Raw genomic sequence first — 23,691 nt, forward strand, 5'->3', positions numbered from 1 at the left:
CCCAGGGCAGCGATGTCATTCCTTCGCCTTCCAGTCCTCGACGTTCCACCACGGGCCGCTGGCGAACCCGTGCTCATGCGGCTCGGTCTGGGTGGTGAGCCCGTCCCAGCGGTCGGCGAGCACGTACAGATGGTCGATGTGGGTGAGGAAGGTGTAGCCGGGGTTCTTGACGAGCTCCCGCTGCACCGTGTCGTAGGCGGCCTTGCGGGCCGCCGGCTCCTGGGTGCGGCGACCGGTGTCCAGAGCGCGGTCCACGGCCGGATTGTCGTAACGGCCCATGTTGTTGAACCCGTCACCGGCGAGGGTGGAGTGCAGCATGGTGTAGAGCCCGAAATCGGGATCACCCGTACTTCCGAAGCCCGCGAGGACGGCGTCGTCCTTCATCCGCGGCTCGATGACCTCCCAGGTGGCGCTCTCGACGGTGACGTCGATACCCACCTTCTTGGCGTCGGAGGCATAGGCGAGGGCATGGTCCTGACGGACCTTGTCACCCGAGGGATAGAGCAGGGTGAAAGCGGCGCGGCGGCCGTCCCTGTTCCGGATGCCCTCCGCCCCGGTCTTCCAGCCCGCGTCGTCCAGGACGGCCCGGGCCCTGCCGAGGTCGTGGGCGCGTTCGAGGTCCGGTGCGAACCAGGGGTCGTCGACCGGCACCGGTCCGTAGGCGGGGCGCCCCGCGCCGTCCAGGATCTTGTCGACCATGGCCGCACGGTCCACGGCCATGTCCAAGGCCTGGCGGATAGCGCGGTCACCGGTGACCTTGCCGGCGGTGGGCAGGGTGACGGTGCGGTTGTCGTAGGACGTCGCCCGGTACGTCTTCCTGGTGTCGTCGTCCTTGAAGGTGGCGACGAGGTTGGGCGGAAGGATCGCCCCGTCGAGGTCCCCGGAGCGCAGCCGGGTGGCACGCACGTCGTCGTCCTGGACGACCGCCATGGTGAGCGTCTTCACCTCAGGCGCTCCACCCCAGTAGTCGGGGTTGGCCTTGAAGGTCAACTTCTCGCCCTTGCGCCAGGAGGACAGTACGTACGGGCCCGTACCGACCGGTTCGGTGTTGAAGGAACCGGTGTTGGGGTCCTGCCGGCCGGCGATGTGCTCGGGGACGATCGGCAGCACCGTGCGTCCGGCGAAGGGGGCGTACGGGTAGGCGAGGCGGAAGACGACCTTGGCGTCGCCTTCCGCCCTTACCTCTTCGACAGCATCGAGTTCGCTCCTGGCGGTGCTGTTCGTCTTCTCGTCGAGGACCGTGCGGTAGGTGAAGACGACGTCGGCCGCGCTGAGCGGCTCACCGTCGCTGAACTCCACCCCTGGGCGCAGGCTGTAGGTGTACGTGAGTCCGTCGTCACTGACCTCCGGCAGCGCGGAGGCGAGCGCGGGTACCAGCTCCATGTCGGCGTTCCGGGCGAGCAAGCCGTCGAAGAGCTTCGAGTTGCCGTCCTTGCCGTAGCCGAGCAGCGGACTGAGGGTGTCCGGCTCCGAGGCCACCCCGATCACGACCGACTCGGCGGAACTCCTGTTCTCCGCACCGCCGCCCGGCGCCGAGCAGGCGGCAACCGTCATGCCCAGCATCACCGCGCCGGCCGCGGCTCCTCGTATCCGTCGTCCTGCCATCCACCTCACGCCTCTCCTGCAACCCCTGAGTTATTGCATATTAATTGCAGATACTCGCATGGGTGAGGTGCCCTGGACAGCCGGGTCGGGCTCCGGCCGGCGGCGGACGCCGCTGACAAGCGGTCAAGGCGGACAGGCTGCCCGGTCCAGGGAGCTCGAACGGCCACGCGTGCTCAAGATCGGAGCCCTGGAAATGGTCTCCGGACACGGGTGACGGCCCGGCAGCCGTCCGGCCCATCGGTTCGGCCGGCCGACTGCGGTACCACCTCCCCGGAGAACCCGTGTGACCGCGTGGTCCTGACGCTCACTGACGGCGGGGGCCTCACTCGGCCTGCGTGGACCAGGAGGCATGACCTGACACGACAGCGCACCACCCGGTCAACGGCGTCGCTCCGAGACCGTGAAGAGACCGCCGTCCGGATCCCGCAGAACCCGGGCGGAGCCGTCCGGTACCCAGGCGGAGGTCGGTACCCGCACCTCGCCCCCGCCTTCGGACGCCATCGCGACGGCGTGCTCCACATCGTCCACCGCGAAGTTCACCATCCACTGCGGCCACGTCTGCGGATCCGCGGAATTCTCGGCCCCGCCCCTCCAGAGGGAGAGAACCTCCTTCCCCTCACGCTCGACGAGGACGTGATCACGCCGGTGGACGACATCGATGCCGTGGTCATGCCCCCAGCCCAGGACCTCGCCGTAGAAGACGGCGGCCTCGGACACATCGCGTGTCTGCAGGTCCAGGCGGGCGGGAGCGCTTCCCTCCCCCACCGACCATGCGGGGGCAGGCCCTTCCCAGAAACCGAACGTCGCCCCGTCCCGGTCAGCGGCAAGTCCTGCCCGGCCCTCGCCCAGAGCGACGGGCCCCACCGCCAGGGTGGCCCCACGTTCCTGGACCCGGGCCGCCGTCAGGTCCGCGTCACTCACCGCGAAGTAGGGGGTCCATGCCGAGGGTGGGGCGAAACCTGCCCGCCGCTCACCGATGCCCGCCACCGGCGCACCCCCGGCAGACCCTACGAGGAACCCGGCGCCCAGCGAACTCTGCCGGAACTCCCACCCGAGTACCGCCGTGTAGAACGCCTGGGACACGCGCAGATCGCTCACCATCAGGTTCGCCCAGCAGGGCATTCCAGGCGTAGGCGCCACGTACTCCGCAGAAGACATCGTCCGTCCCTCACCTCGAAGCTGATCGCCCGGCAGACAGGGGGCGGGCCCATGCGCCCGCAGCGGACGAAGGTACCTCCTCGCGCCGGGGGCCGGGCACAACGCGGCCGGATCACGTCGGGGCGTGTCGTAGGTGCGCTTCCTCCGTTCTGCGCCCTGGCCATGGACGACGCTGCCGGGTGTGCCGGCGCAGAGCTGCCTGTCGCAGGGCGACTACTGCTTCGTGGTGTTTCTTGAAGCCCTGGTCGACAGTGCTTCCTCCCGTACCTGCCACGTCACCCAGGAGGCACCCGGCCGCTCGCCACACTCGTCGTACTCACCTCCGACCCGAAGACATCTGCGGACGCCCGTGGTTGGCGCGACCTCACCCAGGTCTCCCCCACGTCCGGCGGTATGATCACGGTGCGCTTTCCCGACGGCGCGCGCACCCGCGTCCGAGCAGGTCTCCGTGGCCCCGCACCCGGCCGGTGCTCCGTCCCCTCCTACGACCCGCGGCTGACGGGCAGGCGCCACGTCGCACCGGTACGAACGCATCCGACAGCCACGGACGGGAAGCGCAACCATGGATTCCGGAGAAACGATGACCAGCCGCCCTCACCTGCCCGAGACGTCGCCGCGGTCGGACTCGCGGCAGCCGACGCGGCGGGAGTCCGAGCACGACGACGCCGGCCCACCCGCGATCCCGGGCTCCGTGACGACCGAGGACCTCCTCGTCGAAGGCCCGCACGGCACGATCCCGCTCCGCGTCTACACACCCGCCACCCGCCCTGCCGCCACGCTGCTCTGGATGCACGGGGGCGGCTTCAGCAGGGGCACTCTCGACTGGCCGGAGGCCCACATGGTGAGCGCGGAACTCGCCGCGCGGGCGTCGGCCCGCGTCGTGTCGGTCGACTATCGGCTCGCCGGAGCCGGAATCCTCTTCCCGGTTCCGCTCGACGACGTGTACGCGGCCTGGGAATGGCTCACCTCCGCCTTCCCCCGGTCCGAGGGCGGCATCCATGCCGTCGGTGGTGCCAGCGCGGGTGCCGCACTCGCGCTGGGGTGCGCGATCCGCGGCAGGGATGAGTCCCTGCCCGCGGACCGGGTGCTGCTGGCCTATCCGTTCGCCCACTACCCCAACCCCGCGCTGGACTCCGCGACCGTCCGTGACATGGAGGCGATACCGGGGATTCTCCGCTGCCCTCCCGCATCGATCGAGGAGATGGTCGCCGGATACGTGGGGAGGATCACCGATCTCCCTCCGCTGGCTCTCCCCGGCGCCGCACGGCTCGACGGCCTGCCGCCCACCGCGATCGCCCTCTCCGAGTACGACGACCTGCGGCCTTCCGGCGAGTTGCTGGGCCGGCAGTTGACCTCCGTCGGCGTGCCGGTGAGCCTGCACGTAGCGGCGAGAATGCCGCACGGCCACCTGAACCACTGGCCCTCGCCCCCGGAGGCCTCGGCGTCACTGGATTTCCTGGGCGCCTCGCTGTCCTCCCTCCCTGCCGGGCGAGCGACGTTCGCGTAGGTTCCACGGCTGCTCCGTGTCGCCCAGGGTCGGCTCATCCACACCGGAAGGGCTCAGCGCACCCGTCCACGTGGTTTCAGCGCAACAGGCGGAAGTGCGGGAGCAGGCAGCCGGCCACCGTCGTAGCCCTTCACCTCACCGAAACGGGGGCCCTCCATCCAGTCGTGCCGGGCCTCCTCGATCTCCTCCTGGGACCGCCCGACGAAGTTCCACCACATGACGATCTCCTCCTCGAAGGGCTCGCCGCCGAGAAGCATCAGTCCGGCCTCGGAGGTGGCACGCAACGGCAGTTCGGTGCGGCCGCACCCGAGGTAGAGCATCGACCCGGGCAGGACGGGAACACCGTCCACCTCTGCCTCGCCGGACATCGACAGCACGGCGTACTCGAAGTCGGGTTCCAGCGGGAGCCGGGCTTCGGCACCGGCGGCCAGAGCCAGGTCGGCTCCTACGATCGGGGTGTAGGCCTTCCCGGGCGAGGTGACTCCGTCGAGATCCCCGAGGATCACGGTGGCGGTGAGGCCCGGCGCCGTGACCGTGGGCAGGTCGGTGTGATGCTGGAAGTGCGGTTCGACATGCCGGTCGGAGTCGGGAAGGGCCACCCACAGCTGTGCGCCGTGCAGAAACCTCGCGTGCGGCTTCGGACTCTCCTCGGAGTGACTGATGGCCCGGCCGGAAGTCATCAGACCGAGTTCACGCGGCCGGATCGTCTGGAGGCTGCCCAGGCTGTCACGGTGCAGGACTTCCCCGTCGTGCAGCCAGCTGACCGTCTGCAGGCCCATGTGAGGGTGCGGCGGCACCTGCATCCCGGGCTCGTCGGCGATGTCGTCGGGGCCGTAGTGATCCACGAATGCCCAGGCACCGACCATACGGCGCCCGAGATTGGGCAGCAGCCTGCGCACCTCCGTGGACTCGCCGAGCTGGACGCGGCGCGGGGTGAGGAGTTCGCGAACCGGTTCGGCGACGACGAAGCCACGTCCTCCGCACACGGAGGGAGTGGCCTGGCGATCGAGATTGCTCATGGCGCACAACCTATTCCCGGACGGTCGGCGAGCGCCGGTCCCCACGCCGAAAATTTAGTGGAATGTTTAACTACCTTGGTGTGTTGACGGGTCCGTAAGCATTCCGGCCGAGGAGGAAAAGTGGACGACACCTACTACGAGTTCGGTACGCCCGCCGACCGCTGGGACCGGGCCCAGCTGTTCTTCGAGGCGAAGGAGTACCTGACGGCGGCGCGGATCCTGGGGGGCCTCGTCCGGGAGATGCCGGAGCAGGTCGCACCGCGGCTGCTGCTGGCGCGCGCCTACTACCACTCGGCCAGGCTCGCCAAGGCCGAGACGGAGCTGCGCGAGGTACTGGAGCGCGACCCCGTCGAGGACTACGCCCGGCTGATGCTCGGGCGCACCCTCGAACGCCAGGGCCGGCACGTGGAGGCCGCTACGCATCTGCGGATGGCTCATGCGATGACCGGGGATGCCGGGTCCGATCCCGCTGGTCAGGAGCGGCACAACCAGGGGTGACGCGCGCACCCGCGGACGGGTACCAGGGAGCGGAAGCCGGCACCACCCCCGGCCCGTCCCCGCGGACGGGTACCGGGGAGCGGAAGCCGGCGCCGCCCCCGGCCCGTCCCCGCGGCCGGTTCACCGTTCCGCGTTGGACACCCGGTTCAGCCACTCGTTCATCAGCGCCGATTCAGCCGTGCTGAGCCCTGCTCCGTGCGACCGGCGCAGCAGGGCTCGCAGCCTGGCCGCCGCGGAGGGGACCTCGTAGTCGGCCGGATCGCCCGCGTCGACGTCCGGGGTGAAGACGGCGGCGTGCACGGCGTCGCGCACCCGTGCCGAGACCCCGGAATCCGCGAAGGTGGCGGGGCGCGAGACGAGCATGAGCGCCACGCCCGTCGTGGCGGACATGATCATCTGAGCGGCCAGTTCGGGAGCGACACGCAGTTTCCCCTGCTCGGCCGCTCGCTCCAGGTCGCGCGTCAGGATGCGGTGCGACTCGAAGGCGGCCGCGGGCGGCGTACGCATCGCCGGAGAGTTCATCAACCGGTACAGATTCGGGTTCCGGAGAGCGAAGTCGACGTGGCTGTCCCAGCCGTTCCGCAGGTCCTCGACGGGATCGGCGGACTCGCCGCGCTCCCGCTTGGCCGCGAGGTAGGCGTCGAAGCCGTGATCGACGACGGCGGACAGCAGGCCCTCCTTGTCGCCGAAGTGCCTGTAGAGGGCAGGGGCTCCGACCTGCGCCGCCTCGCACACCGCCCGCGTGGAGATGTCCCCGTCAGGAGACTCCGCGACCAACCGGGCCGCGACTTCGAGGATGCGCGCTCGTGTACTCACCGGAGGGACGCTATCAAGCGGCACGGCAGGCGGATCGGACGGTGGCGGCGAGGGCGGCCACCCCTCGGAGCTGCCTCGCGGCGCTCGGCCCGGGTGCTCATGGCCACCGCACCGCACGGCCTGGCCCCCCTCCCGCGGCCGGCCGTCGAAGCGGCTGAGGCGAGTCCGGTCAGGCTATGCCGCCGTTGGCGCGCAGCACCTGTCCGTTGACCCAGCGGGCGGGACCGGCGAGAAACGCGACGGCTTCCGCGATGTCCTGGGGAGTGCCGAGCCGCTCGAGGGGAGGCTGCGCGGCCATACGCGCGATGGTGGCCTCGTCCTTCCCGTCCAGGAACAACGCGGTGGCGGTCGGTCCGGGGGCTACGGCGTTGACCGTGATGTCCCGGCCCCGCAGCTCACGGGCGAGGATCAGCGTCATCGCCTCCACGGCCCCCTTGGTGGCGGCGTAAGCGGTGTAGCCGGGGATGGCCAGCGCCAGCACCGAGCTCGAGAAGTTGATGATCGCGCCGCCGTCGCGCAGGCGGCGCGCCGCCTGCTGGTCGACGACGAACGTGCCACGGACGTTGGTCCGGTACATCCGGTCCAGGGCGTCCAGGTCGAGGTCGACCAGCGGAGAGAGCGACATGACCCCGGCCGCGTGCACGACCACGTCGACGCCGCCGAAGGCCTGCGACGCGGCGTCGAAGAGAGCGGCGACCGCCACCTCGTCGGCGACGTCCGCCCGGTGGGCGATGGCCTCGCCGCCCGCGGCGGCGACGGCCGCGACCGCCGCTTCGGCCTCGGCCTGGTTTCCCGCGTAGTTGATGACGACCGCGAACCCGTCCGCCGCGAGCCGCTCGGCGCTCTCGCGACCGATACCTCGCGAACCCCCGGTGACAAGAGCCACCCTGCGTGCGGCGGTGGCGTGCTGCTCGGTCATGACGTCGCTCCTGTGGCGAGAGAGGTTGCCGTCGGTTCCGCTACCGTGACGCAATCAACGCTAACAGGTCGACCGTATCGTCGCTACTTCCGGATAACCGCGGCGCTCGCAAAGGCGCCGGCCTCGAGCCGCAGGGGCACATCCGGGCAGGCCGGGTCCACGGTGGCCGGACCGGCGCGAAGGGCGGATTCAGCTTTCGTGAACAGCGACGGTTCCGGTACCGGCGACCGGCGGAGCGCCACCCCGGCCCCGTCGGAGTTCACCGCCCACGGACCGCCGTGCATGCGGCCGGTGGCGGGTGCCGTGGCCGAGTCCGGCCACGGCACCCGCGATCGGCAACGGACCGGAACGCTCGCAGCCCTAGCGGCTCCCCCGCCGATCCGAAGCACGTGCACCACGACGTTCCAACGGGGCTGACTTGGCGTCAGGCGGAAGGGCTTACGGGGAGCACTATCGCGGTCACAGCGAAGCCGCCGTCGATCAGCCACCTGCCCTCGTACGACCTCGGCATGTCGGGTGCCGTCAGCGAGAGCTCCGCGGTGAACGTGCCTTCGGTACCGGTGCCGGGGCTCGTGCGGAAGGTGATGTCCGCCTCGAGGAAGTCGAGTTCCACGCGGGTGAGCGGAAACCACGTCTTGAAGACGCTCTCCTTGGCACTGAAGAGCAGCCGGTCCCAGTGGACCGTCCGGCCACTCGCGCCCAGGGGTGTCCGCGCGCGTTCCGAAGGCCCGGATATCACCTCCCACACACCGGGCGGGAGCGGTTCGTTGGGCTCGGCGTCGATACCGACCGCGCGCACCTGGGACGCCCTGGCCAGAACCGCCGCCCGGTAACCGTCACAGTGCGTCATGCTGCCCACGGTGCCGTCCGGCCACAACGGCATGCCTCGATGGCCGCGCATCACCGGCGCCGCGGGCACCCCCAGGTCGGCCATGGCCCGTCTCGCGCAAGCGCGTACAGCCGCGAATTCGTGTTTCCGCCGGTCCACGCTCGTGGCCACCAGTCGCGCTTCCTCCGGGTACAGGCTGCCTGCCGGAGCGTCCGTTTCGTAGGTGTCCGCGCAGGCGACGTACGCGGGAAGAAGCCGTTCGATCACGAGGCGCCGCCCCGCGCGGCCGCGGGCGGCTGCCCCTCGTACGGGAGGATCTGCCGCAGGAGTCCGCGCGGGTGGCCCCGCTTGCGCCACTCCCGGGGGTAGCCGATGGAGACCTCCTCGAACCGCACCCCGTCGTGCCAGGTCGTGCGGGGGATGTGGAGGTGGCCGTAGACGACTGCCGCGACGTTGAAACGGAGGTGCCAGTCGGCGGTGAGTTCCGTGCCGCACCACTGGGCGAACTCCGGGTACCACATCACGGAGGTGGGTTCTCGCAACAGAGGCCAGTGCCCGGCGATCACGAGGGGAACCTCGGGGTCGTGCTCCGCCAGCCGCCGTTCGGTGAGTGCCACCCGCGCCCGGCACCAGTCGTCCCGGGTCGGATACGGATCGGGGTGCAGCAGGTACTCGTCGGTGCAGACGATGCCCGCCTCGTGGGCGCGCGCCAGGGACTCCTCCTTGGTCGACGTCCCAGGGACCCTGAAGGAGTAGTCGTACAGCAGGAACACAGGGGCCACGGCCACTTCGCCATCCGTGCCCCGCCACCGGGGATAGGGATCCTCGGGCGTCGTGACGCCGAGTTCGCGGCACACCTGGACGAGGTGCTCGTACCGCGCGTGCCCACGCAGTCGTACGGGGTCCTTGTCCACCGTCCACAACTCGTGGTTCCCGGGGGTCCACACCACATGGGCGAACCGCCCCGCAAGGAGTTCGAGCGCCCGTTCGACCTCTTCCGCCTGCTCCGCCACATCACCCGCGACGATGAGCCAGTCCTCGTCGGAGGACGGGTGCAACCTGTCCGCGACGGGACGGTTGTCGGCGATCCCGACATGGAGATCACTGACTGCGAGGAGCCGGCCGCCACCCTTCGACGGGTGAAAGGCGGGTTCGGTCATGGAACTCATTGTTCGAATTTAGCGTCTCCGCGGATCTTCCGGGGCCGCTCCGGTCAACATGCCCGCCGCTGATCCACCCGAGATGATTGACAGACCGCCTCCGGGGAACGCGGCGACACAAGTTCAGCAGGCTCACAGCAGGTGAAGGAGAGGGAGAAGTCGATGGCCGACACCGAGCAGCCGGAGGACCCGACGCGGAGCCACCCGCAGCCGGAGTTCCCCCAGCAGGACCAGGAGCATCCGGGCTGGACCGGGCCGATGGATCCGCCGCCGGACCACGGAGAGGACTCCTACAAGGGAAGCGGACTCCTCGTCGACCGCAGGACCGTCATCACCGGGGGCGATTCCGGCATCGGCCGGGCGGTGGCCCTGGCCTTCGCGCGGGAGGGGGCGGACGTGCTGCTCACGCACCTGCCCGAGGAGAAGAGCGAAGCGCAGGAGACGTGCCGCCTCGTCGAGCAGGCCGGTCGCAGGGCGATTCCCGTGGAGTGCGACATCCGCGACGAGAAGCAGTGCCGGGCTCTCATCGAGAGGGCCGTGTCCGAGTTCGGGCGGATCGACGTCCTGGTGAACAACGCCGCCTACCAGATGTCCCAGCCCGACGGCATCGCCGCCATCTCGACCTCTCAGTTCGACCGCGTCGTGCGTACCAACCTGTACGGAATGTTCTGGCTGTGCAAAACCGCCCTGCCGCACATCCCGGCCGGCGGCTCGATCATCAACACCACCTCGGTACAGGCCTACAAGCCAAGTCCTCATCTGCTGGACTACGCCATGACCAAGGGCGCCATCGTCACGTTCACCCAGGGACTCGCCCAGATGCTGGCGTCCGACGGAATCCGGGTCAACGCGGTCGCTCCCGGGCCGGTCTGGACGCCCCTCATCCCCGCGACCATGCCCGACACGAAGGAGTTCGGCAAGCAGAGCCCTCTGGGCCGACCGGCCCAGCCGGCCGAGATGGCGCCCGCCTACGTCTTCCTCGCCTCGGCGAACGCGTCGTTCATCACCGGCGAGATCATGAACGCGACCGGTGGTACGCCGCTGCCGTGACGCGGTTGATCCGCGGAGCGATGGAGGGATTACGCGCACACCGCCACGAAGCCCCCGCACCCGATGCGTGCCCCGCGAGGGGAGCGCCGGGAACACACGCCCGGACCAGGCCGCCCGCCCGTCTCACCCGCTTCGCCGCCACCGAGGTCGGGCCGGCCGGGTCGGGAACGAACGTTCCCGACCCGGCCGGCCCGGCCTTCGGGACCGTGCGGTCCGCGTGAACGGTGAAAGTCCTGGGACACGACCATCGCCCACACGAGAACTCTCCCGCCCCGTGACGGAAGGACCGGCCCATGCCCATCGCCACATACAGCCTTGTCGCTCTCGACTGCCCCGACCCCAGGTCCCTGGCCGCCTTCTACCAGGCCGTTCTGGGCGGCGAGATCACGAAGTACGACGAGGACTGGTACGACCTGCACGTCCCCGGCGGCGCGCGCATCGCTTTCCAGAGGGCGCCGGACCACCGGCCTCCGGAGTGGCCCCGGGGAGACCGCAATTCGCAGCAGGAACACCTGGACTTCGACGTGACGGACATCGATCGCGCGCAGGAGGAGGTGCTGGCACTCGGTGCGACACCTCTGGATCTCGACGACGGGGACGGGGAACGCGGATTCCGCGTGTACGCCGACCCGGCGGGGCACCCCTTCTGTCTCTGCCGGCAATGACCGCAGCGGACCCGACGAGTCGTGTCGCCCGCGAGCCTCACCGGTCGACACGATAAGAATATGGAGCTATGAGTCGAAGTGCCCTCATCGTCATCGACATGCTCAACACGTACAACCACCCGGATGCCGAGCTCCTCATCCCCTCCGTACGCGAGGCGCTCCCCCACATCGTAGGTCTCATCGAACGGGCCCGGACCGAGGGTGTGCCGGTGATCTACGTGAATGACAACTTCGGGGAATGGCGGTCCCACCACGGCGAGATCGTCGAGACGACGATGTCCGGACCGCACAGGGAGCTGGTGCGGCCCGTGCTGCCGGACGACGACTCGCTGTTCGTCGTCAAGGCCAGGCACTCGATCTTCTACGAGACACCGCTCAGTTACCTCCTCTCCCAGCTGGACGTGCACAGGGTGGTCCTCACTGGCCAGGTCACCGAGCAGTGCGTCCTGTACTCGGCCCTCGACGCGCACATCCGCCACCTGGCGGTGACCGTCCCCGACAATGCCGTGGCCCACATCCACGAGGACCTGGCGCAGGCGTCGCTCAGGATGATGGAGCGCAACATGAACGCGTCGGTGCCGAAGGCGGCGAACGTCGAGTTCTGAGTGCCGCCGGACACGCCGTGGGCCGACGGCGAGTTCCGTACGGGGCATATCCGCGGCCGCTCCGAGTGGCTCGGGATTCCGAGGGGCACAGTGGCGTCGAAGCCGACGTCCAAGTCCCTCCCGAAGGAGTGTCCCGCTGTGCGTGCCCTGGCCTTCGTCTGCACCCTGAACCCCTCACCCGCTCCCTCCAGCAGCCACCTCCTCGCCGACCAGGTGATGGCCGAGCTCGCAAGCCTCGGGGTCGACGGCGAGGTGGTCCGCGTGGCCGACCACGACATCAGGCCGGGGGTGCAGATCGACATGGGCGACGGTGACGCCTGGCCCGCTCTGCGCGAGAAGGTGATGGAGGCCGACATCCTCCTCCTCGCCACTCCCATCTGGCTCGGCCACCCGTCCAGCGTCTGCCAGCGCGTCCTCGAACGGCTGGACGCCGAGCTGTCCGAGACAGACGGACAGGGGAGGCTGTTGACGTACGGCAAGGTCGCCGCCGCGGCCGTGGTGGGGAACGAGGACGGCGCCCACAAGGTGAGTTCCGATCTGTTCCAGGGCCTCAACGACCTGGGATTCTCCCTGGCCCCGGGAGCGGTCACCTACTGGGTCGGCGAGGCCATGCAGGGGGCGGACTACAGGGATCTCGACGGCCCGCCGGAGGCAGTCGCGTCCACGACCCGCACCCTCGCCGTCAACGCGACGCACCTGGCGCGTCTGCTCAACGACGGCCCCTACCCCGCCTCCTGACAAGTCATCGCCTGTGCTCTCCGACGTGGACCTGGGTGTTCTGGCAGACGTGGAGCAGCCAGGCTCCGTCATCCCGCCTGGTCATGACGTAGAGCGGGACACCTTCCGACTCTCCCTCGGCCGAGCGGTACACCTGCCGGACCTTCACGGCTGCCACGTCCGGCCGCAGGAACTGCGTGTGAACCACCTCGTACGTCACCTCGCCGTCCCACTCGGCGGCGGGCAGCACCGAGCGGGTGAACTCCGCGATCGCGTCGAGGCCGACCAGGACCTTGCCGTGGCCGGTCGTCCAGAGTGCGTCGGGGTGGAAGAGCGAGAGGAACCCGTCGGCGTCCCTCGCTCTCTGGGTGCGCTCCACGGTGGCGACCACGTCTTCGATGGCCTCGATGTCTGCGGCGTCGGTATTCATGTGCACGACTCTGCAACCTCGAGCGCCCTTGAGGTCAAGGCCTGCCGCGCGGACGCACGGGCCCGGCAGGCGCGGTGGCCCGGGCACGCACGAAGTGGATCCCGAGTCCGCCCGGCGAACCCTGAAGCGGGGAAGCGCGGAGAGCGCCGCCTCCCGGGCCGGCCGGTCGAAGCTCTCCGCCCAGTACGTGACGAGCTCGCGGAGGTGGTCCAGGTCGGTCCCGAGCGACCACCCGGCGTCCTCCGGCGTGTCCGGCCAGCGGGTCGCGCGCAGCCGCGCGCGCAGGTCTTCGAGCGCCGCGGGAGCGGTCCGCTGGATGAACGGCTCGGGGCGTGTGGCTGGGCGTCCGGCATGGGCGCATCCTGAGGGCCGCGCCGAGCTCTGGACCGGCGGTTCCGGCGGGATTCCGCCAGGCGCTGACCCCGGGGGCCCACCCAGCTGACGGGAGGTGGCTGAAAGCCGCTTCGAAGTACGTGGCCTCGCGGGAGTACAGTCGCCCTGCCCCATCGCCCCCAGCCCATCAGGTGAGAGATGTCCAGCCACATAGATCAGAGACCCACGGACGCAGGCCCCGACGACGACGCCCTTCACGCGGAACGCGCACAGCGGCTGCGACGGCGGCTGGAACGCCTGATCGGCATAGCCGCGACCGAGGGCAACCATCTCGTCCCACTGCGTAACGGGGACGAGATCTTCGCCTCCATGCTGGATTCCATCCGCGGTGCCGAGCACACCGTGGACATGATGACGTTCGTCTACTGGCGCGGGGACATCGCCCGCGACTTCGCCGAGGCACTGTCCGAGCGGGCTCGCGCCGGAGTGCGGGTGCGGCTGCTGCTGGACGGCTTCGGCAGCCGGCTCATCGAGAAGAACCAGCTCGCGATGATGGACGAGGCCGGGGTGGAGGTGGCGTGGTTCCGCAAGCCCCTGTACCTCTCGCCGCTCAAGCAGAACCACCGCTGCCATCGCAAGGTCCTCATCACGGATGAGGAGACCGCGTTCACCGGCGGCGTCGGGATAGCCGAGGAGTGGTGCGGCGACGCCCGGGACGAGAACGAGTGGCGGGACACCCACGTGCGGGTGCAGGGTCCGGCGGTCGACGGGCTGGCCGCCGCGTTCGCGCAGAACTGGGCCGAGTGCCACGACGAGCTGTTCACCGACCGCGACAGGTTCGTCGACGCCAAGCAGCACGGCGACGCGGTCGTCCAGGTGGTGCGTGGCTCGGCCGGCTTCGGCTGGCAGGACATGCAGACCCTGCTCCGCGTCGTCCTGGAGTCCGCCGAGGAGCGGGTCCGGCTCACGACGGCGTACTTCGCGCCGGACGAGTACTTCATCGGGGTGCTGTGCGCGGCCGCCCGCCGGGGCGTTTCCGTGGAGATCCTGCTCCCCGGACCGCACACGGACAAGCGGGTGTGCCAGCTGGCCGGTCAGCACCATTACGAGGAGCTCATCGCCTGCGGCGTGAAGATCTACCAGTACCAGCCGACCATGCTCCACACCAAGGCGCTGACGGTGGACGGTGTCGCCTCGCTCATCGGGTCGACCAACTTCAACCGCCGCTCGCTCGAACACGACGAGGAAGTGATGCTCGCGGTCCTGGACCGGGACTTCACCGTCACGCTGGACGGTCACTTCGACGAGGACGTGGAGCGGAGCACACTGATCGACGGCGCCCGGTGGAAGCGCCGCTCGCCCGTGCAGAGGATGCGGGAGGCGGCGGTGCTGCCGATCCGGCGCTGGCTGTGACCCACGGAGGGGTACGCCACCCCGGGGAGCGGTGCGCCCCCGTGCTTACCCCGCGGCCGGTCAGCCGCCTGTGTGCCGGCTGACGCAGCCGGACGGCACCGCCCTTCGCGGCCACCTGACGCAGCCCGAACGTACGGGTGCCGCTCCCTGCTGCCCCGACGACACGGTCCCCCGGGGTGTGGCGGCGCTCGCCGGGGGCATACGGGCTGTCACCTGCCGATTGTCAGGTGAAGGGAGTGGTCCATGAGCGAGTTCGTAGAGACACGGCCCGATACGACTGCGGTGGTGACGGAGCCCGTGCCCGATCTGCAGCTTCAGTTGCTGATCCAACTGCTGGACAGAGAACAGCGCTCCAGTCTGCCGATCACCCTCGCCATGGCCGGTGGCGTACTCCACGGAGATGTGATCGGCCACGAGGCGTGGAAGGCGGACTGGGCACGGAGCCTCCGCCAGGTCGAGGGCGAAGGTGCGAACCTGATCGCGGAGTTCCCGGAGACGGTGGACCAGGGAATCAGGGAGCTGGGTGCCGGCGACGGCACGGCGCATCTGCCGCGCTGGATTCATCTGAGGGACGCCACCCTGCTCTTCGGCGGTACGGGGTCCCTGAGACTGCCCCTGTGGCGGGGACGCCTGGCCGATGTGTCGGGCTGGGCGCTGGGTCGCCCCCAGTGACAGGAGACGCGCAGGGCAGCCGACGGGGCGCGCGGTACGACCGGCCCGTCGGCTGCCCGCCGGCCCATGGGGCCGACGGTGAAAGATCACCGGCGGCCGAGGTGCGTCCGCTGACATGACCGGCGGCAGGAAGGTACTTGTGATCCGTCACGTTGACCGGAGTGATCCGTCACGTTGACCGGAGGCCCCTTCTCCGCGCCGCTGGAATGCGGATCGCCGGGGGCCCTGATCGACTCGACGCTCGAAGGCTTCGTCCGCAACACGGCTCCCGGGGTTTCCGCGGTATCCGCTCAGGGGCAGACCGCACGTCCATGACCGGCCCGCGCCCCGCCCGCGGACGTCCGCCGGACGCCGGCAGCAGCCGTGGTCTCCGCTCTCCTACACCGTCAGCGCAGTCCGCGACTCGTCCTCCAGCGCGGCGACGAGCCAGTCGTGGGCCGACCCGGGTGTCGGCTCGGGCCGGCCGGCGGGTCGGCTGACCAGCTCCGCCGTCAGCTCCCAGTACCGGTCGATGCGCGGGTCGGCGGCCAGTTGCCTGGCCAGCTCCCGGCGGAAGTCCGGGGTGTCGGCTGCGGCGTGAGCGCTCGCGTACGCGTCCACGAACCCGTCCAGCGCCTCCCCCGGGTGCGGATCCCTGTCCTGGCGCATCTCGGTGGCCGCCAGGTCGTAGGCCTCGGCCAGGCCCGCGTAGAGAACGGCTGACGCGCGGGCCCCCGCTGCCCTGTGCGCATGGGGCTGGGTCGGCTCGTCCCCGTCGCACGGACCGGACACCAAGGCGTGGAGGCGGGCGAAGGCCAGCGCCTGGCCCGGGTCCGGGTCCTCGGGCGGTTGCGGTACCGCCCGCTCCAGAAAGGCGGTGACGGACCGGGCCGGCATCCGCGGCGGCAGCCAGGCACGCCAGAACCGGGCCAGGGCTGCGGTGTCCGGCGGGGCGGCCACCGCTCCGATCAGGCGCAGTCGGCCGGCTCGTTCGGCCGCCGGGCACTCCTGCACCGAGCGCAGCGCCGCCTCTCGCCACCGCATGGCCCTCAGCTGGGAGCCGGTGGCGCGCAACTGCCCGGCGACGGCGTCCTCCAGGGCACCGCCCGCACGGCCGGCGTCGTCCCCCTCGTCCAGGACGCGGCGCACCGCGGACACCGGCAGGCCCATGGTGCGCAGCGATCGGATCATCCGCAGCCGCTCGACGGAGTCCGGGCCGTACCGGCGGTGCCCGCCGGCACTGCGGGAGGCTTCGGGCAGCAGACCGCTGTCGGAGTAGAAGCGGACCGTCTTGACGCTCACTCCCACCCGCTCGGCGAGTTCGCCGATGCCGCACAGTCCGTCGTACGACGAGAACACTTGAACCTCCCTCTGGGGGAGTTCCTACGGTACCCGCGAGAGCGGCCGGGCGATCGGGCCCGGTTCGCCGACGAAGGTGTACCGAGGAGAGACCATGACCGTGTTCATCCTGGTGTCCGGTGTGTTCACCGGCCCGCACGTGTGGGCCGACGCGACCGCGCGGCTGACGGAGGCGGGTGCCGAGGTCCATGCCGTGGCCCTGGCCGGGCTCGGCGGTCCCGTCCCCGCCGGGGGAACGGAGATCGATCTGGAGACGCACATCGCCGACGTCCTCGCCGTGATCGACTCGGCCGGGAAGGAGGCGGGCCAGGAGATCGTGCTGGTCGGCCACGACTACGGCATCCATCCGGTCCTGGGCGCCGCCGACCGGCGTGCGGAGAAGGTCGCCCGGATCGTCTACCTGGACTCGGGGCTGCCCCGGGACGGCGTCCCGGCCCTGGCCGCCGTGGCTGACCGGGGTCTGCGCGAACAGGCGCTCCAAGCCGCCGGGGGAAGCGCCGAGGGAGCGGGCGCGGCGCTGGCGCCTCCGGAACGCGACGCGTGGCAGTTCCTGGGCAGCACCGCGGGCATCCCTGACGCCGCGCTCGACCGGCTCACCGCCCTCGCCTCGCCGCAGCCGCTCGGCACGCTGCTCCGGCCACTGACGCTGACCGGTGCGGCGGCAGCGCTTCCCACGGCCGCGGTGCTGTGCACGGGAAACGGTGCGAGCATCGCGATGGTCCAGGCGCAGGTGGACTTCGGTGAACCCACTCTGCAGGCATTCGCCGACCCCCGGGTGACCTTCTTCGAACTGCACACGGGGCACTGGCCGATGCTGTCCGACCCCACCGCACTGGCCGGGACACTGCTGAAGGCAGCGGCCGGCGAGGGACACCGCCTGACTCCGAGGCGCGCCACAGAGGCGCAGCCGTTCCTGCTGGACGTGCCGGAGCTCCCCCGTGAGCGCAGCGGCAACGTCGACCTGTACCTGCCGCCCGACGCCCGTGGCCCGCGCCCGGCGGTGGTCTTCGTCCACGGCGGCCCGGTGCCTCGCGGAGCCCGCCCGACCCCACGGGACTGGCCGGGCCTGGTGGGATACGCCCGCTACGCCGCCGGCCAGGGCGTGGTGGGGGTGACTCTCGACCACCGCCTGCATGCCGTGACCGACTACGCGACGGCGGCTGCCGACGTGGCGGAAGCGGTCGAGCGGGTCCGGGCCGATCCGCGGGTGGACGGGGACCGGGTCGCCCTGTGGTTCTTCTCGGGCAGCGGTCCGCTCACCGCGGACTGGATGGGAAGGACCCCACCCTGGCTGCGTTGCCTGGCGGCCAACTACCCCGTCATGGCGGCTCTGCCGAACTGGGGACGGCTGGACAGCCGTTTCCACCCGGCGAACGCGGTCGCCGCCGCGGGTTCCCTGCCTCTCGTGCTGGTGCGTGCCGGGCTCGAGACGGCCGCTGTGGCGGCCACCGTGGAGGAGTTCCTCACCGCGGCGCGCGAGAGCGGGGCGGACATCCAGGTGATCGACGTGCCGAACGGTCATCACGATTTCGAGACGGTCGACCGGACCGATGAATCGCGCGAGGCCGTGCGTCACGCGATGCGTACGGTTCTGGGCCACCTGACCGTCTGAGCCGGCCCTCCGGACGCGTTCCGGCCCGCTCCCGGATGCGCGGTGGGACCAGTCGCACGCCGGGCGCCGCGGCTGGGCACACCTGCACCGGGGCGCCCGGAAGGTGACGCGGTGGTTCCGGTGGACACCGCCCCCTCGGACGCGCGGGTGCGCGGCGGTGCGATCTGCACGACGCTGGAGGGTGCGTGGCGGGATCGGCCGCCCGTTCGAGGAGGTTGCTGTGACGAAGAAGGACGACAGCCTGGGCAAGGGCGACAAGGTCACCTGGAAGAGCCATGGGCAGAACGTGACGGGCAAAGTGACCAAGAAGCATACGGACCGCACAAGCGCCGCGGGACGGACCGTGGACGCCTCGGAGGAGGATCCTCAGTTCGAGGTGGAGAGCGACAAGTCCGGCCGCTCCGCCGTTCACAAGCCCGGCTCCCTGCGGAAGAAGCGCGACGGCTCCTGACGGCCTGGGGAACGGCGCCCCGGGCAGGCACACGGGTCACCCGAAGAGGCGATCTCCGTGGCGGCTGCTGGCTTCGGCGCCCGGAACGTGATCGGCTTGACAACCCGTCAGCCGTACGGGACCAAGCCGAGGGGCACGGATGACGAACCGACAGCACCCACCGGCGCCGGACGCCGTCGTCGTCGGCGCCGGCCTGGCGGGACTGGCCTGCGCGCTCGACCTCAGCGGCGCGGGCCTCCGCGTCGAGCTGCTGGAGGCGTCCGACGCGGTGGGCGGCCGGATGCGTACGGACCGCAGGGACGGCTTCCTCCTGGACCGCGGCTTCCAGGTCTTCAACACCTCCTACCCGCAGGTGAAGAGGCGTCTCGACCTGCGCGCCCTGCGACTGCGGCCGTTCACCCCCGGGCTCATCGCCCGGACGCCCTCGGGACGGGTGCGTGTCACCGACCCGACCCGGCGGCCGGGTGACGCGGCCCAGCTGCTGCCGGGGCGCGCCCTCGCGGCCCGCGACCTCGCCGCGCTCGCCGCGCTCACCGCCCGCGACGTCCTGCTTCCCGCGAGGCGCCTGGGGCACATGCCCGACCGCACCGCGTCGGAGGCCCTCGTCCGCGCCGGGCTGTCGCCGCGCGCGATCGAGGATCTCCTGCGGCCCTTCCTGTCCGGGGTCTTCCTGGAGGAAGGGCTGGAGACCTCCGCGCGCTTCCTTCACCTGGTCTGGCGGAGCATGGCGCGGGGCACGCTCTGTCTGCCCGCCCACGGCATCGGCGCCGTGCCGGCCCAGCTCGCCGCCCGGCTGCCGGAGGGCGCGCTTCGGCTCGGCACGGCCGTCGCCGGAGTCACGGACCACGGTGTTCTGCTGGCCGACGGTGGTGAGCGGCCGGCCGCCTCCGTCGTCGTGGCCACCGACTCCACCACCGCCGCCCGGCTGCTGCCCGGTCTGCCGGTACCGGACAGCCGTACGGTGACGACGTACTACCACGCGGCCGACCGGTCACCGCTGACCGAGCCGACCCTGCTCGTGGACAGCGGCCTCGCCCTCCTGAACAGCTGTGTCCTCACCGAGGTCACCCCCACCTACGCTCCCCCGGGCACGGCGCTCGTGTCCACCTCCGTCCTCGGCTCGGGTCCGCCCGAGAAGACGGTCCGCGCGCGGCTGGCCGAGCTGTACGACACGGACACGAGTAGGTGGGACGCGGTCGCCGCCTACACCGTGGAAGGCGCCCTGCCCGTTATGCGGCCTCCCTGGCCACTGAGCCGTACGACCCGTTTCGCACCAGCCCGGTACGTGTGCGGGGACCATCGCGCGACCGGGTCGGTGCAGGGGGCTCTGGCCTCCGGCAGCAGGGCGGCACGCGAGGTCCTGGCCGACCGGTCGGCGGCGCGGGCCTCCAGGAGGTGACCGCGCCTGTTCAGGGCCGGTTGGACGACGCCGTCGTCGTGGGCGGTGGCGCCGCCGGACTCTGTCTCGCTCACTGGCTGTCCGGTACCGGCACGGGAGTGACGCTGGTCGAGGCACCCGACGGACCGCTGCGCCCGGCGGAACGCACGTGGTGCTACTGGGAGGCGGGGGCCGGCGAGTTCGAGGAGGCCGTCGTCGCCTCCTGGGAGCGGCTGCGGGTGCGAGGGCCGGACGGCGCCGTCATCGAGTCGGCCCCCGCACCCCTGCGCTACCGCATGGTGCGCTCCGGCCCCTTCGAACGGCTCGTCCACTCCCGGCTGGCGGCGTCCCCGGCGGCACGCGTCCTGCGTGCCACGGCACACGAGGTGCGCGACGCGCCGTACGGTGCCGAAGTGCGCTGCACGACGGCCGGTGGACAACCGCTCGTCCTGCACGGCAGACGCGTCTTCGACTCACGGCCCGTACGGGACACACCGCCGCACCGCACGCTGCTGCTGCAGCACTTCCGGGGCTGGTTCGTGCGGACCGCCGTCCCCCGCTTCGATCCGGGAGTGGCGGACCTCATGGACTTCCGGGTCCCGCAGCCCGGCCACGGACTCGCGTTCGGCTACGTGCTGCCCCTCGCACCGGACCGTGCTCTGGTGGAGTACACCGAGTTCTCCCGTACCCCGCTCACGACAGACGCGTACGAAGCCGCGCTGCTGCAGTACACCGGGGAGGTGCTGCGGCTCGGCCGCTTCACCGTGGAGTCGGCGGAGCAGGGCGCCATCCCCATGACCGACGCGCGCTTCCCCCGCCGGACCGGCCGCGCAGCCTTCCGTATCGGGGCCGCCGGGGGTGCCACCCGCCCGGCGACCGGCTACACCTTCGCCGCCGTGCAGCGTCAGAGCCGGGCCATCGCCACCGCACTGCGTGCATCCTCGGGTGTCGTGCCTCCGCCGCACGGCCGGAGAGCTCTCGCCATGGACGCCGTGCTGCTCCGTGCCCTCGACACCGGCCGCGTGGACGGACCGCGCTTCTTCACCGACCTCTTCCGCCGCGTCCCCATGGAGCGGCTTCTGCGTTTCCTCGACGGCGGAAGCACGCCGTGGGAGGAGTTCGGCATCGGCCTGCGTACGCCCGTGGGCCCGATGCTCCGTACCGCGGCCGAACTCCCCTTCCTCGCCCGCCGGGCCACCGGCCGATCCGAAGAGAGCCCCCGATGACCCTCCTGCGGGACCACGACCTGGCGCGCGCCTTCGATCACGCGTCCCACACGTACGACCGGCTCACCGCGCTGCATCCGGGCTACCGGTCCGGTCTCCTCCGCTCGGCGCACCGCCTGCGGCTGCCCCGTGGCGGAAGGGGACTGCGGGTGCTCGACCTCGGATGCGGTACGGGCGCGTCCACGCGGGCGCTGCTCCGGGCCGCTCCCCATGCCCGGATCACGGCCGTCGACGCCTCCGTCGGCATGCTGGACCGTGCGCGCGCGAAACGCTGGCCGCCGAACGTCCGTTTCCTGCACCGGTCCGCGGAGGACCTCGCCGTCACCGATGACGACGGTTCGTACGACGCCGTCTTCGCCGCCTACCTGTTCCGCAACGTCGCGGTACCCGGCGAGGTCCTCGGGGCCGTGCGCTCCCTGCTGCGTCCCGGCGGCCGCCTGCTGGTCCACGAGTACAGCCTCAGTGGCTCAGCGGTGCACCGGGCCGTGTGGAACACGGTCTGCCGGGGTGTCATCGTCCCGGTGGGCACGCTGACAGGAAACCGCGAGCTGTACCACCACCTCTGGCGCAGCGTCCTGACGTTCGACACGGCGCCCGTCTTCGCACAGCGGATGACCAGGGCCGGATTCCCGTTCGTGCGGACCGTTCCCGTCAGCGGCTGGCAGGCCGGGATCGTCCACGTGTTCCTCGCCCGGCGAGGAGCCGGATCCACCGGTCCCGAGGCGTCATGAGAGCCCGCGGGCACCGGTCCGGCGCCGCCCGGCACGGACGCGACCGCCGGGCGGAGGTGCTCGTGCCCCGACCGGGGCTCGAGCGCCTCACCGGCGACGCACCATCGGCGGCGGTGATCGGCGGCGGCATCGCCGGCATCGCGGCGGCGACCGCACTCGCCGAGCGCGGTGTCCGCGTGACGCTGTACGAGAAGGGGGACTCCCTCGGCGGCCGGCTCGCCGGTTGGCCCGTCCGTCTGGCGGACGGGTCGGGGGCGACGATGAGCCGCGGCTTCCACGCCTTCTTCCGCCAGTACTACAACCTGCGCGGGCTGTTGCGTCGTACGGATCCCGGACTCGCGTCGCTCACCCCGTTGCCGGACTACCCCCTCCTGCACCGTGACGGCATGGCGGACGGGTTCGCCCGCGTGCCGAGGACCCCACCGTGGAGCGCGCTCGGATTCGTCGCGCTCAGCCCGTCGTTCGGCTGGCGCGACCTCGCCGCGATGAACCCCCGCGAGGCCCTGCCCCTCCTGGACGTGCGGGTCCCCGAGGTGTACGAGCGGTTCGACGGGATCAGCGCCGAGGACTTCCTGCGCCGCATCAACTTCCCCGAGGCGGCCCACCACCTGGCCTTCGAGGTGTTCTCCCGCAGCTTCTTCGCCGACCCGCGCGAGCTGTCGGCCGCGGAACTGCTGCTGATGTTCCACATCTACTTCCTCGGGTCGTCCGAGGGCCTCCTCTTCGACGTGCCGCGCGACCCGTTCCCCCAGGCGCTCTGGGAACCTCTGGGCGGCTATCTGGGCCGGCTCGGCGCCGAGGTGCGCACCGGCACTCCTGTCCACCGTCTCCGCCCGGCCGCCGAGGGGGACCTGACCGTGGAGACCGAAGGGGCGGCCGACCGCCACCAGGCCGTCGTCCTCGCCCTTGACACGGACGGCCTTCGCCATGTCGTCTCCGCGTCCGAGCAGTTGGGGGACGCCTCGTGGCGCGCGGACATCGCGGCCCTGCGCACCGCACCGCCGTTCCTCGTGTCACGGCTCTGGCTCGACCGCCCCGTGCGCGAGGACCGCGCGGGGTTCCTCGGCACCAGCGGCTTCGACGGGCTCGACAACGTCAGCGTCCTCGACCGCTGGGAAGGCGAGTCCGCCCGCTGGGCCGCGCGGACGGGCGGCTCCGTGGTCGAACTGCACGCCTACGCCGTCGACGAGGGCGCCGAACCGAAGGAGGTACAGCGCCGGATGCTCGACCGGCTGCACGAGATCTATCCCGAGACCGCGGACGCCGAAGCCGTCGACGCCCGTCACGAGTGGCGCGCGGACTGCCCCGTCTTCACCGTGGGCGGCTACCACCGGCGTCCGGGCGTGCGCACGCCCCACCCTCGCGTCACACTGGCGGGCGACCTGGTCCGCACCGGCCTGCCCGTGGCTCTGATGGAGCGCGCGGCGACCTCGGGATTCCTGGCGGCCAACGCGCTCCTCGCCGGCTGGGGCGTCCGGGGGCAGGTGCTCTGGACCGTCCCGCGCGCCGGGCGCTCCCGTGTCCTGCGCACCCTCGCGGGCATGGCCGCGAGGCACTGA

At 71.2% G+C, this 23,691-nt stretch carries 23 protein-coding genes and 1 pseudogene; 14 read left to right on the forward strand and 10 right to left on the reverse strand.

The features are described 5' to 3' along the window. Nucleotides 1-15 precede the first annotated feature (15 nt). A complete protein-coding gene (locus OO67_RS20380) occupies nucleotides 16-1,605 on the reverse strand; it encodes an ABC transporter substrate-binding protein (RefSeq protein ID WP_033302437.1) in 1,590 nt (529 codons plus the stop codon). A gap of 378 nt (nucleotides 1,606-1,983) precedes the next feature. Further along, complete coding sequence (locus OO67_RS20385) at nucleotides 1,984-2,763, reverse strand: VOC family protein (protein WP_033302438.1); 780 nt, start codon at nucleotides 2,761-2,763, stop codon at nucleotides 1,984-1,986. Between the two features lie 580 nt (nucleotides 2,764-3,343). Between OO67_RS20385 and OO67_RS20390 the strand changes: the two genes are divergently transcribed. Beyond that, entirely contained in the window at nucleotides 3,344-4,270 is a 927-nt protein-coding gene (locus OO67_RS20390; RefSeq protein ID WP_051709601.1) for an alpha/beta hydrolase fold domain-containing protein, read from the forward strand. 53 nt (nucleotides 4,271-4,323) lie between these two features. Here OO67_RS20390 and OO67_RS20395 read toward each other — a convergent pair whose 3' ends face one another. Next, nucleotides 4,324-5,289 carry a pirin family protein gene (locus OO67_RS20395; RefSeq protein WP_033302440.1) on the reverse strand — a complete coding sequence of 322 codons (966 nt, stop codon included), beginning with the start codon at nucleotides 5,287-5,289 and terminating at the stop codon, nucleotides 4,324-4,326. A 120-nt stretch (nucleotides 5,290-5,409) separates the two neighbouring features. Here OO67_RS20395 and OO67_RS20400 point away from each other — a divergent pair, with 120 nt between their 5' ends. Continuing rightward, a complete protein-coding gene (locus OO67_RS20400) occupies nucleotides 5,410-5,787 on the forward strand; it encodes a tetratricopeptide repeat protein (protein ID WP_033302442.1) in 378 nt (125 codons plus the stop codon). A gap of 120 nt (nucleotides 5,788-5,907) precedes the next feature. Here OO67_RS20400 and OO67_RS20405 read toward each other — a convergent pair whose 3' ends face one another. From OO67_RS20405 to OO67_RS20420, 4 genes are all read right to left on the reverse strand, one after another. After that, on the reverse strand, nucleotides 5,908-6,603 hold the full coding sequence (locus OO67_RS20405) for a TetR/AcrR family transcriptional regulator (protein ID WP_033302443.1): 696 nt from the start codon (nucleotides 6,601-6,603) through the stop codon (nucleotides 5,908-5,910). A gap of 169 nt (nucleotides 6,604-6,772) precedes the next feature. Next, nucleotides 6,773-7,522: an SDR family oxidoreductase gene (locus OO67_RS20410; RefSeq protein WP_033302445.1), complete on the reverse strand. Its 750-nt coding sequence runs from the start codon at nucleotides 7,520-7,522 to the stop codon at nucleotides 6,773-6,775. A gap of 424 nt (nucleotides 7,523-7,946) precedes the next feature. Beyond that, complete coding sequence (locus tag OO67_RS20415; RefSeq protein WP_033302446.1) at nucleotides 7,947-8,618, reverse strand: 4'-phosphopantetheinyl transferase family protein; 672 nt, start codon at nucleotides 8,616-8,618, stop codon at nucleotides 7,947-7,949. Further along, complete coding sequence (locus OO67_RS20420; protein WP_033302448.1) at nucleotides 8,615-9,520, reverse strand: metallophosphoesterase family protein; 906 nt, start codon at nucleotides 9,518-9,520, stop codon at nucleotides 8,615-8,617. The genes OO67_RS20415 and OO67_RS20420 overlap by 4 nt, the downstream gene beginning before the upstream one ends. Nucleotides 9,521-9,673: 153 nt before the next feature. Between OO67_RS20420 and OO67_RS20425 the strand changes: the two genes are divergently transcribed. The 4 genes from OO67_RS20425 (at nucleotide 9,674) to OO67_RS20440 (ending at nucleotide 12,569) form a co-directional block, all read left to right on the forward strand. Next, nucleotides 9,674-10,561 (forward strand): SDR family oxidoreductase, encoded by an 888-nt coding sequence (locus OO67_RS20425; protein WP_033302449.1) that lies wholly within the window; start codon nucleotides 9,674-9,676, stop codon nucleotides 10,559-10,561. A 293-nt stretch (nucleotides 10,562-10,854) separates the two neighbouring features. Next, nucleotides 10,855-11,226: a VOC family protein gene (locus tag OO67_RS20430; protein ID WP_033302450.1), complete on the forward strand. Its 372-nt coding sequence runs from the start codon at nucleotides 10,855-10,857 to the stop codon at nucleotides 11,224-11,226. Nucleotides 11,227-11,294: 68 nt separating this feature from the next. Next, nucleotides 11,295-11,831: a cysteine hydrolase family protein gene (locus OO67_RS20435; protein WP_033302452.1), complete on the forward strand. Its 537-nt coding sequence runs from the start codon at nucleotides 11,295-11,297 to the stop codon at nucleotides 11,829-11,831. A gap of 138 nt (nucleotides 11,832-11,969) precedes the next feature. Further along, nucleotides 11,970-12,569 carry a flavodoxin family protein gene (locus OO67_RS20440; RefSeq protein ID WP_033302454.1) on the forward strand — a complete coding sequence of 200 codons (600 nt, stop codon included), beginning with the start codon at nucleotides 11,970-11,972 and terminating at the stop codon, nucleotides 12,567-12,569. A gap of 4 nt (nucleotides 12,570-12,573) precedes the next feature. Here the strand turns inward: OO67_RS20440 and OO67_RS20445 are convergent, their stop codons facing one another. Beyond that, nucleotides 12,574-12,978: an SgcJ/EcaC family oxidoreductase gene (locus tag OO67_RS20445; protein ID WP_033302456.1), complete on the reverse strand. Its 405-nt coding sequence runs from the start codon at nucleotides 12,976-12,978 to the stop codon at nucleotides 12,574-12,576. A gap of 174 nt (nucleotides 12,979-13,152) precedes the next feature. Further along, nucleotides 13,153-13,485: pseudogene (locus OO67_RS36875) on the reverse strand (epoxide hydrolase N-terminal domain-containing protein); the annotation flags it as partial. Between the two features lie 24 nt (nucleotides 13,486-13,509). Between OO67_RS36875 and OO67_RS20450 the strand changes: the two are divergent. Next, entirely contained in the window at nucleotides 13,510-14,724 is a 1,215-nt protein-coding gene (locus OO67_RS20450) for a phospholipase D-like domain-containing protein (protein ID WP_033302458.1), read from the forward strand. A 243-nt stretch (nucleotides 14,725-14,967) separates the two neighbouring features. Next, entirely contained in the window at nucleotides 14,968-15,396 is a 429-nt protein-coding gene (locus OO67_RS20455; protein WP_033302460.1) for a hypothetical protein, read from the forward strand. 378 nt (nucleotides 15,397-15,774) lie between these two features. On the opposite strand, the gene OO67_RS20460 is transcribed toward OO67_RS20455, so the two are convergent. After that, nucleotides 15,775-16,734 carry a MerR family transcriptional regulator gene (locus OO67_RS20460; RefSeq protein ID WP_033302461.1) on the reverse strand — a complete coding sequence of 320 codons (960 nt, stop codon included), beginning with the start codon at nucleotides 16,732-16,734 and terminating at the stop codon, nucleotides 15,775-15,777. Nucleotides 16,735-16,828: 94 nt separating this feature from the next. Between OO67_RS20460 and OO67_RS20465 the strand changes: the two genes are divergently transcribed. From OO67_RS20465 to OO67_RS20490, 6 genes are all read left to right on the forward strand, one after another. Next, entirely contained in the window at nucleotides 16,829-18,346 is a 1,518-nt protein-coding gene (locus tag OO67_RS20465) for an alpha/beta fold hydrolase (protein WP_033302463.1), read from the forward strand. Between the two features lie 220 nt (nucleotides 18,347-18,566). Further along, nucleotides 18,567-18,797, forward strand: coding sequence for a hypervirulence associated TUDOR domain-containing protein (locus OO67_RS20470; protein ID WP_033302465.1), 231 nt, complete (start codon nucleotides 18,567-18,569; stop codon nucleotides 18,795-18,797). 139 nt (nucleotides 18,798-18,936) lie between these two features. Further along, nucleotides 18,937-20,196, forward strand: a complete 1,260-nt coding sequence (locus tag OO67_RS20475; protein ID WP_033302466.1) for an NAD(P)/FAD-dependent oxidoreductase — start codon at nucleotides 18,937-18,939, stop codon at nucleotides 20,194-20,196. Next, nucleotides 20,193-21,401, forward strand: a complete 1,209-nt coding sequence (locus OO67_RS20480; protein WP_033302468.1) for a lycopene cyclase family protein — start codon at nucleotides 20,193-20,195, stop codon at nucleotides 21,399-21,401. Before OO67_RS20475 ends, OO67_RS20480 begins: the two co-directional genes overlap by 4 nt. Further along, nucleotides 21,398-22,132: a methyltransferase domain-containing protein gene (locus tag OO67_RS20485; protein ID WP_033302469.1), complete on the forward strand. Its 735-nt coding sequence runs from the start codon at nucleotides 21,398-21,400 to the stop codon at nucleotides 22,130-22,132. Before OO67_RS20480 ends, OO67_RS20485 begins: the two co-directional genes overlap by 4 nt. Then, nucleotides 22,129-23,691, forward strand: coding sequence for an FAD-dependent oxidoreductase (locus tag OO67_RS20490; RefSeq protein WP_033302470.1), 1,563 nt, complete (start codon nucleotides 22,129-22,131; stop codon nucleotides 23,689-23,691). The genes OO67_RS20485 and OO67_RS20490 overlap by 4 nt, the downstream gene beginning before the upstream one ends.

Origin of the sequence: Streptomyces atroolivaceus (assembly GCF_000717025.1) — a bacterium.
In the GTDB taxonomy this organism is placed as follows: domain Bacteria; phylum Actinomycetota; class Actinomycetes; order Streptomycetales; family Streptomycetaceae; genus Streptomyces; species Streptomyces atroolivaceus.

What these genes read in the sequence shown, in the direction of transcription:
- OO67_RS20380 (WP_033302437.1), bottom strand. Translation starts at nt 1,605, where the DNA reads ATGGCAGGACGACGGATACGAGGAGCCGCGGCCGGCGCGGTGATGCTG.
- OO67_RS20385 (WP_033302438.1), bottom strand. Translation starts at nt 2,763, where the DNA reads ATGTCTTCTGCGGAGTACGTGGCGCCTACGCCTGGAATGCCCTGCTGG.
- OO67_RS20390 (WP_051709601.1), top strand. Translation starts at nt 3,344, where the DNA reads ATGACCAGCCGCCCTCACCTGCCCGAGACGTCGCCGCGGTCGGACTCG.
- OO67_RS20395 (WP_033302440.1), bottom strand. Translation starts at nt 5,289, where the DNA reads ATGAGCAATCTCGATCGCCAGGCCACTCCCTCCGTGTGCGGAGGACGT.
- OO67_RS20410 (WP_033302445.1), bottom strand. Translation starts at nt 7,522, where the DNA reads ATGACCGAGCAGCACGCCACCGCCGCACGCAGGGTGGCTCTTGTCACC.
- OO67_RS20420 (WP_033302448.1), bottom strand. Translation starts at nt 9,520, where the DNA reads ATGAGTTCCATGACCGAACCCGCCTTTCACCCGTCGAAGGGTGGCGGC.
- OO67_RS20425 (WP_033302449.1), top strand. Translation starts at nt 9,674, where the DNA reads ATGGCCGACACCGAGCAGCCGGAGGACCCGACGCGGAGCCACCCGCAG.
- OO67_RS20430 (WP_033302450.1), top strand. Translation starts at nt 10,855, where the DNA reads ATGCCCATCGCCACATACAGCCTTGTCGCTCTCGACTGCCCCGACCCC.
- OO67_RS20435 (WP_033302452.1), top strand. Translation starts at nt 11,295, where the DNA reads ATGAGTCGAAGTGCCCTCATCGTCATCGACATGCTCAACACGTACAAC.
- OO67_RS20445 (WP_033302456.1), bottom strand. Translation starts at nt 12,978, where the DNA reads ATGAATACCGACGCCGCAGACATCGAGGCCATCGAAGACGTGGTCGCC.
- OO67_RS20450 (WP_033302458.1), top strand. Translation starts at nt 13,510, where the DNA reads ATGTCCAGCCACATAGATCAGAGACCCACGGACGCAGGCCCCGACGAC.
- OO67_RS20455 (WP_033302460.1), top strand. Translation starts at nt 14,968, where the DNA reads ATGAGCGAGTTCGTAGAGACACGGCCCGATACGACTGCGGTGGTGACG.
- OO67_RS20465 (WP_033302463.1), top strand. Translation starts at nt 16,829, where the DNA reads ATGACCGTGTTCATCCTGGTGTCCGGTGTGTTCACCGGCCCGCACGTG.
- OO67_RS20475 (WP_033302466.1), top strand. Translation starts at nt 18,937, where the DNA reads ATGACGAACCGACAGCACCCACCGGCGCCGGACGCCGTCGTCGTCGGC.
- OO67_RS20485 (WP_033302469.1), top strand. Translation starts at nt 21,398, where the DNA reads ATGACCCTCCTGCGGGACCACGACCTGGCGCGCGCCTTCGATCACGCG.
- OO67_RS20490 (WP_033302470.1), top strand. Translation starts at nt 22,129, where the DNA reads ATGAGAGCCCGCGGGCACCGGTCCGGCGCCGCCCGGCACGGACGCGAC.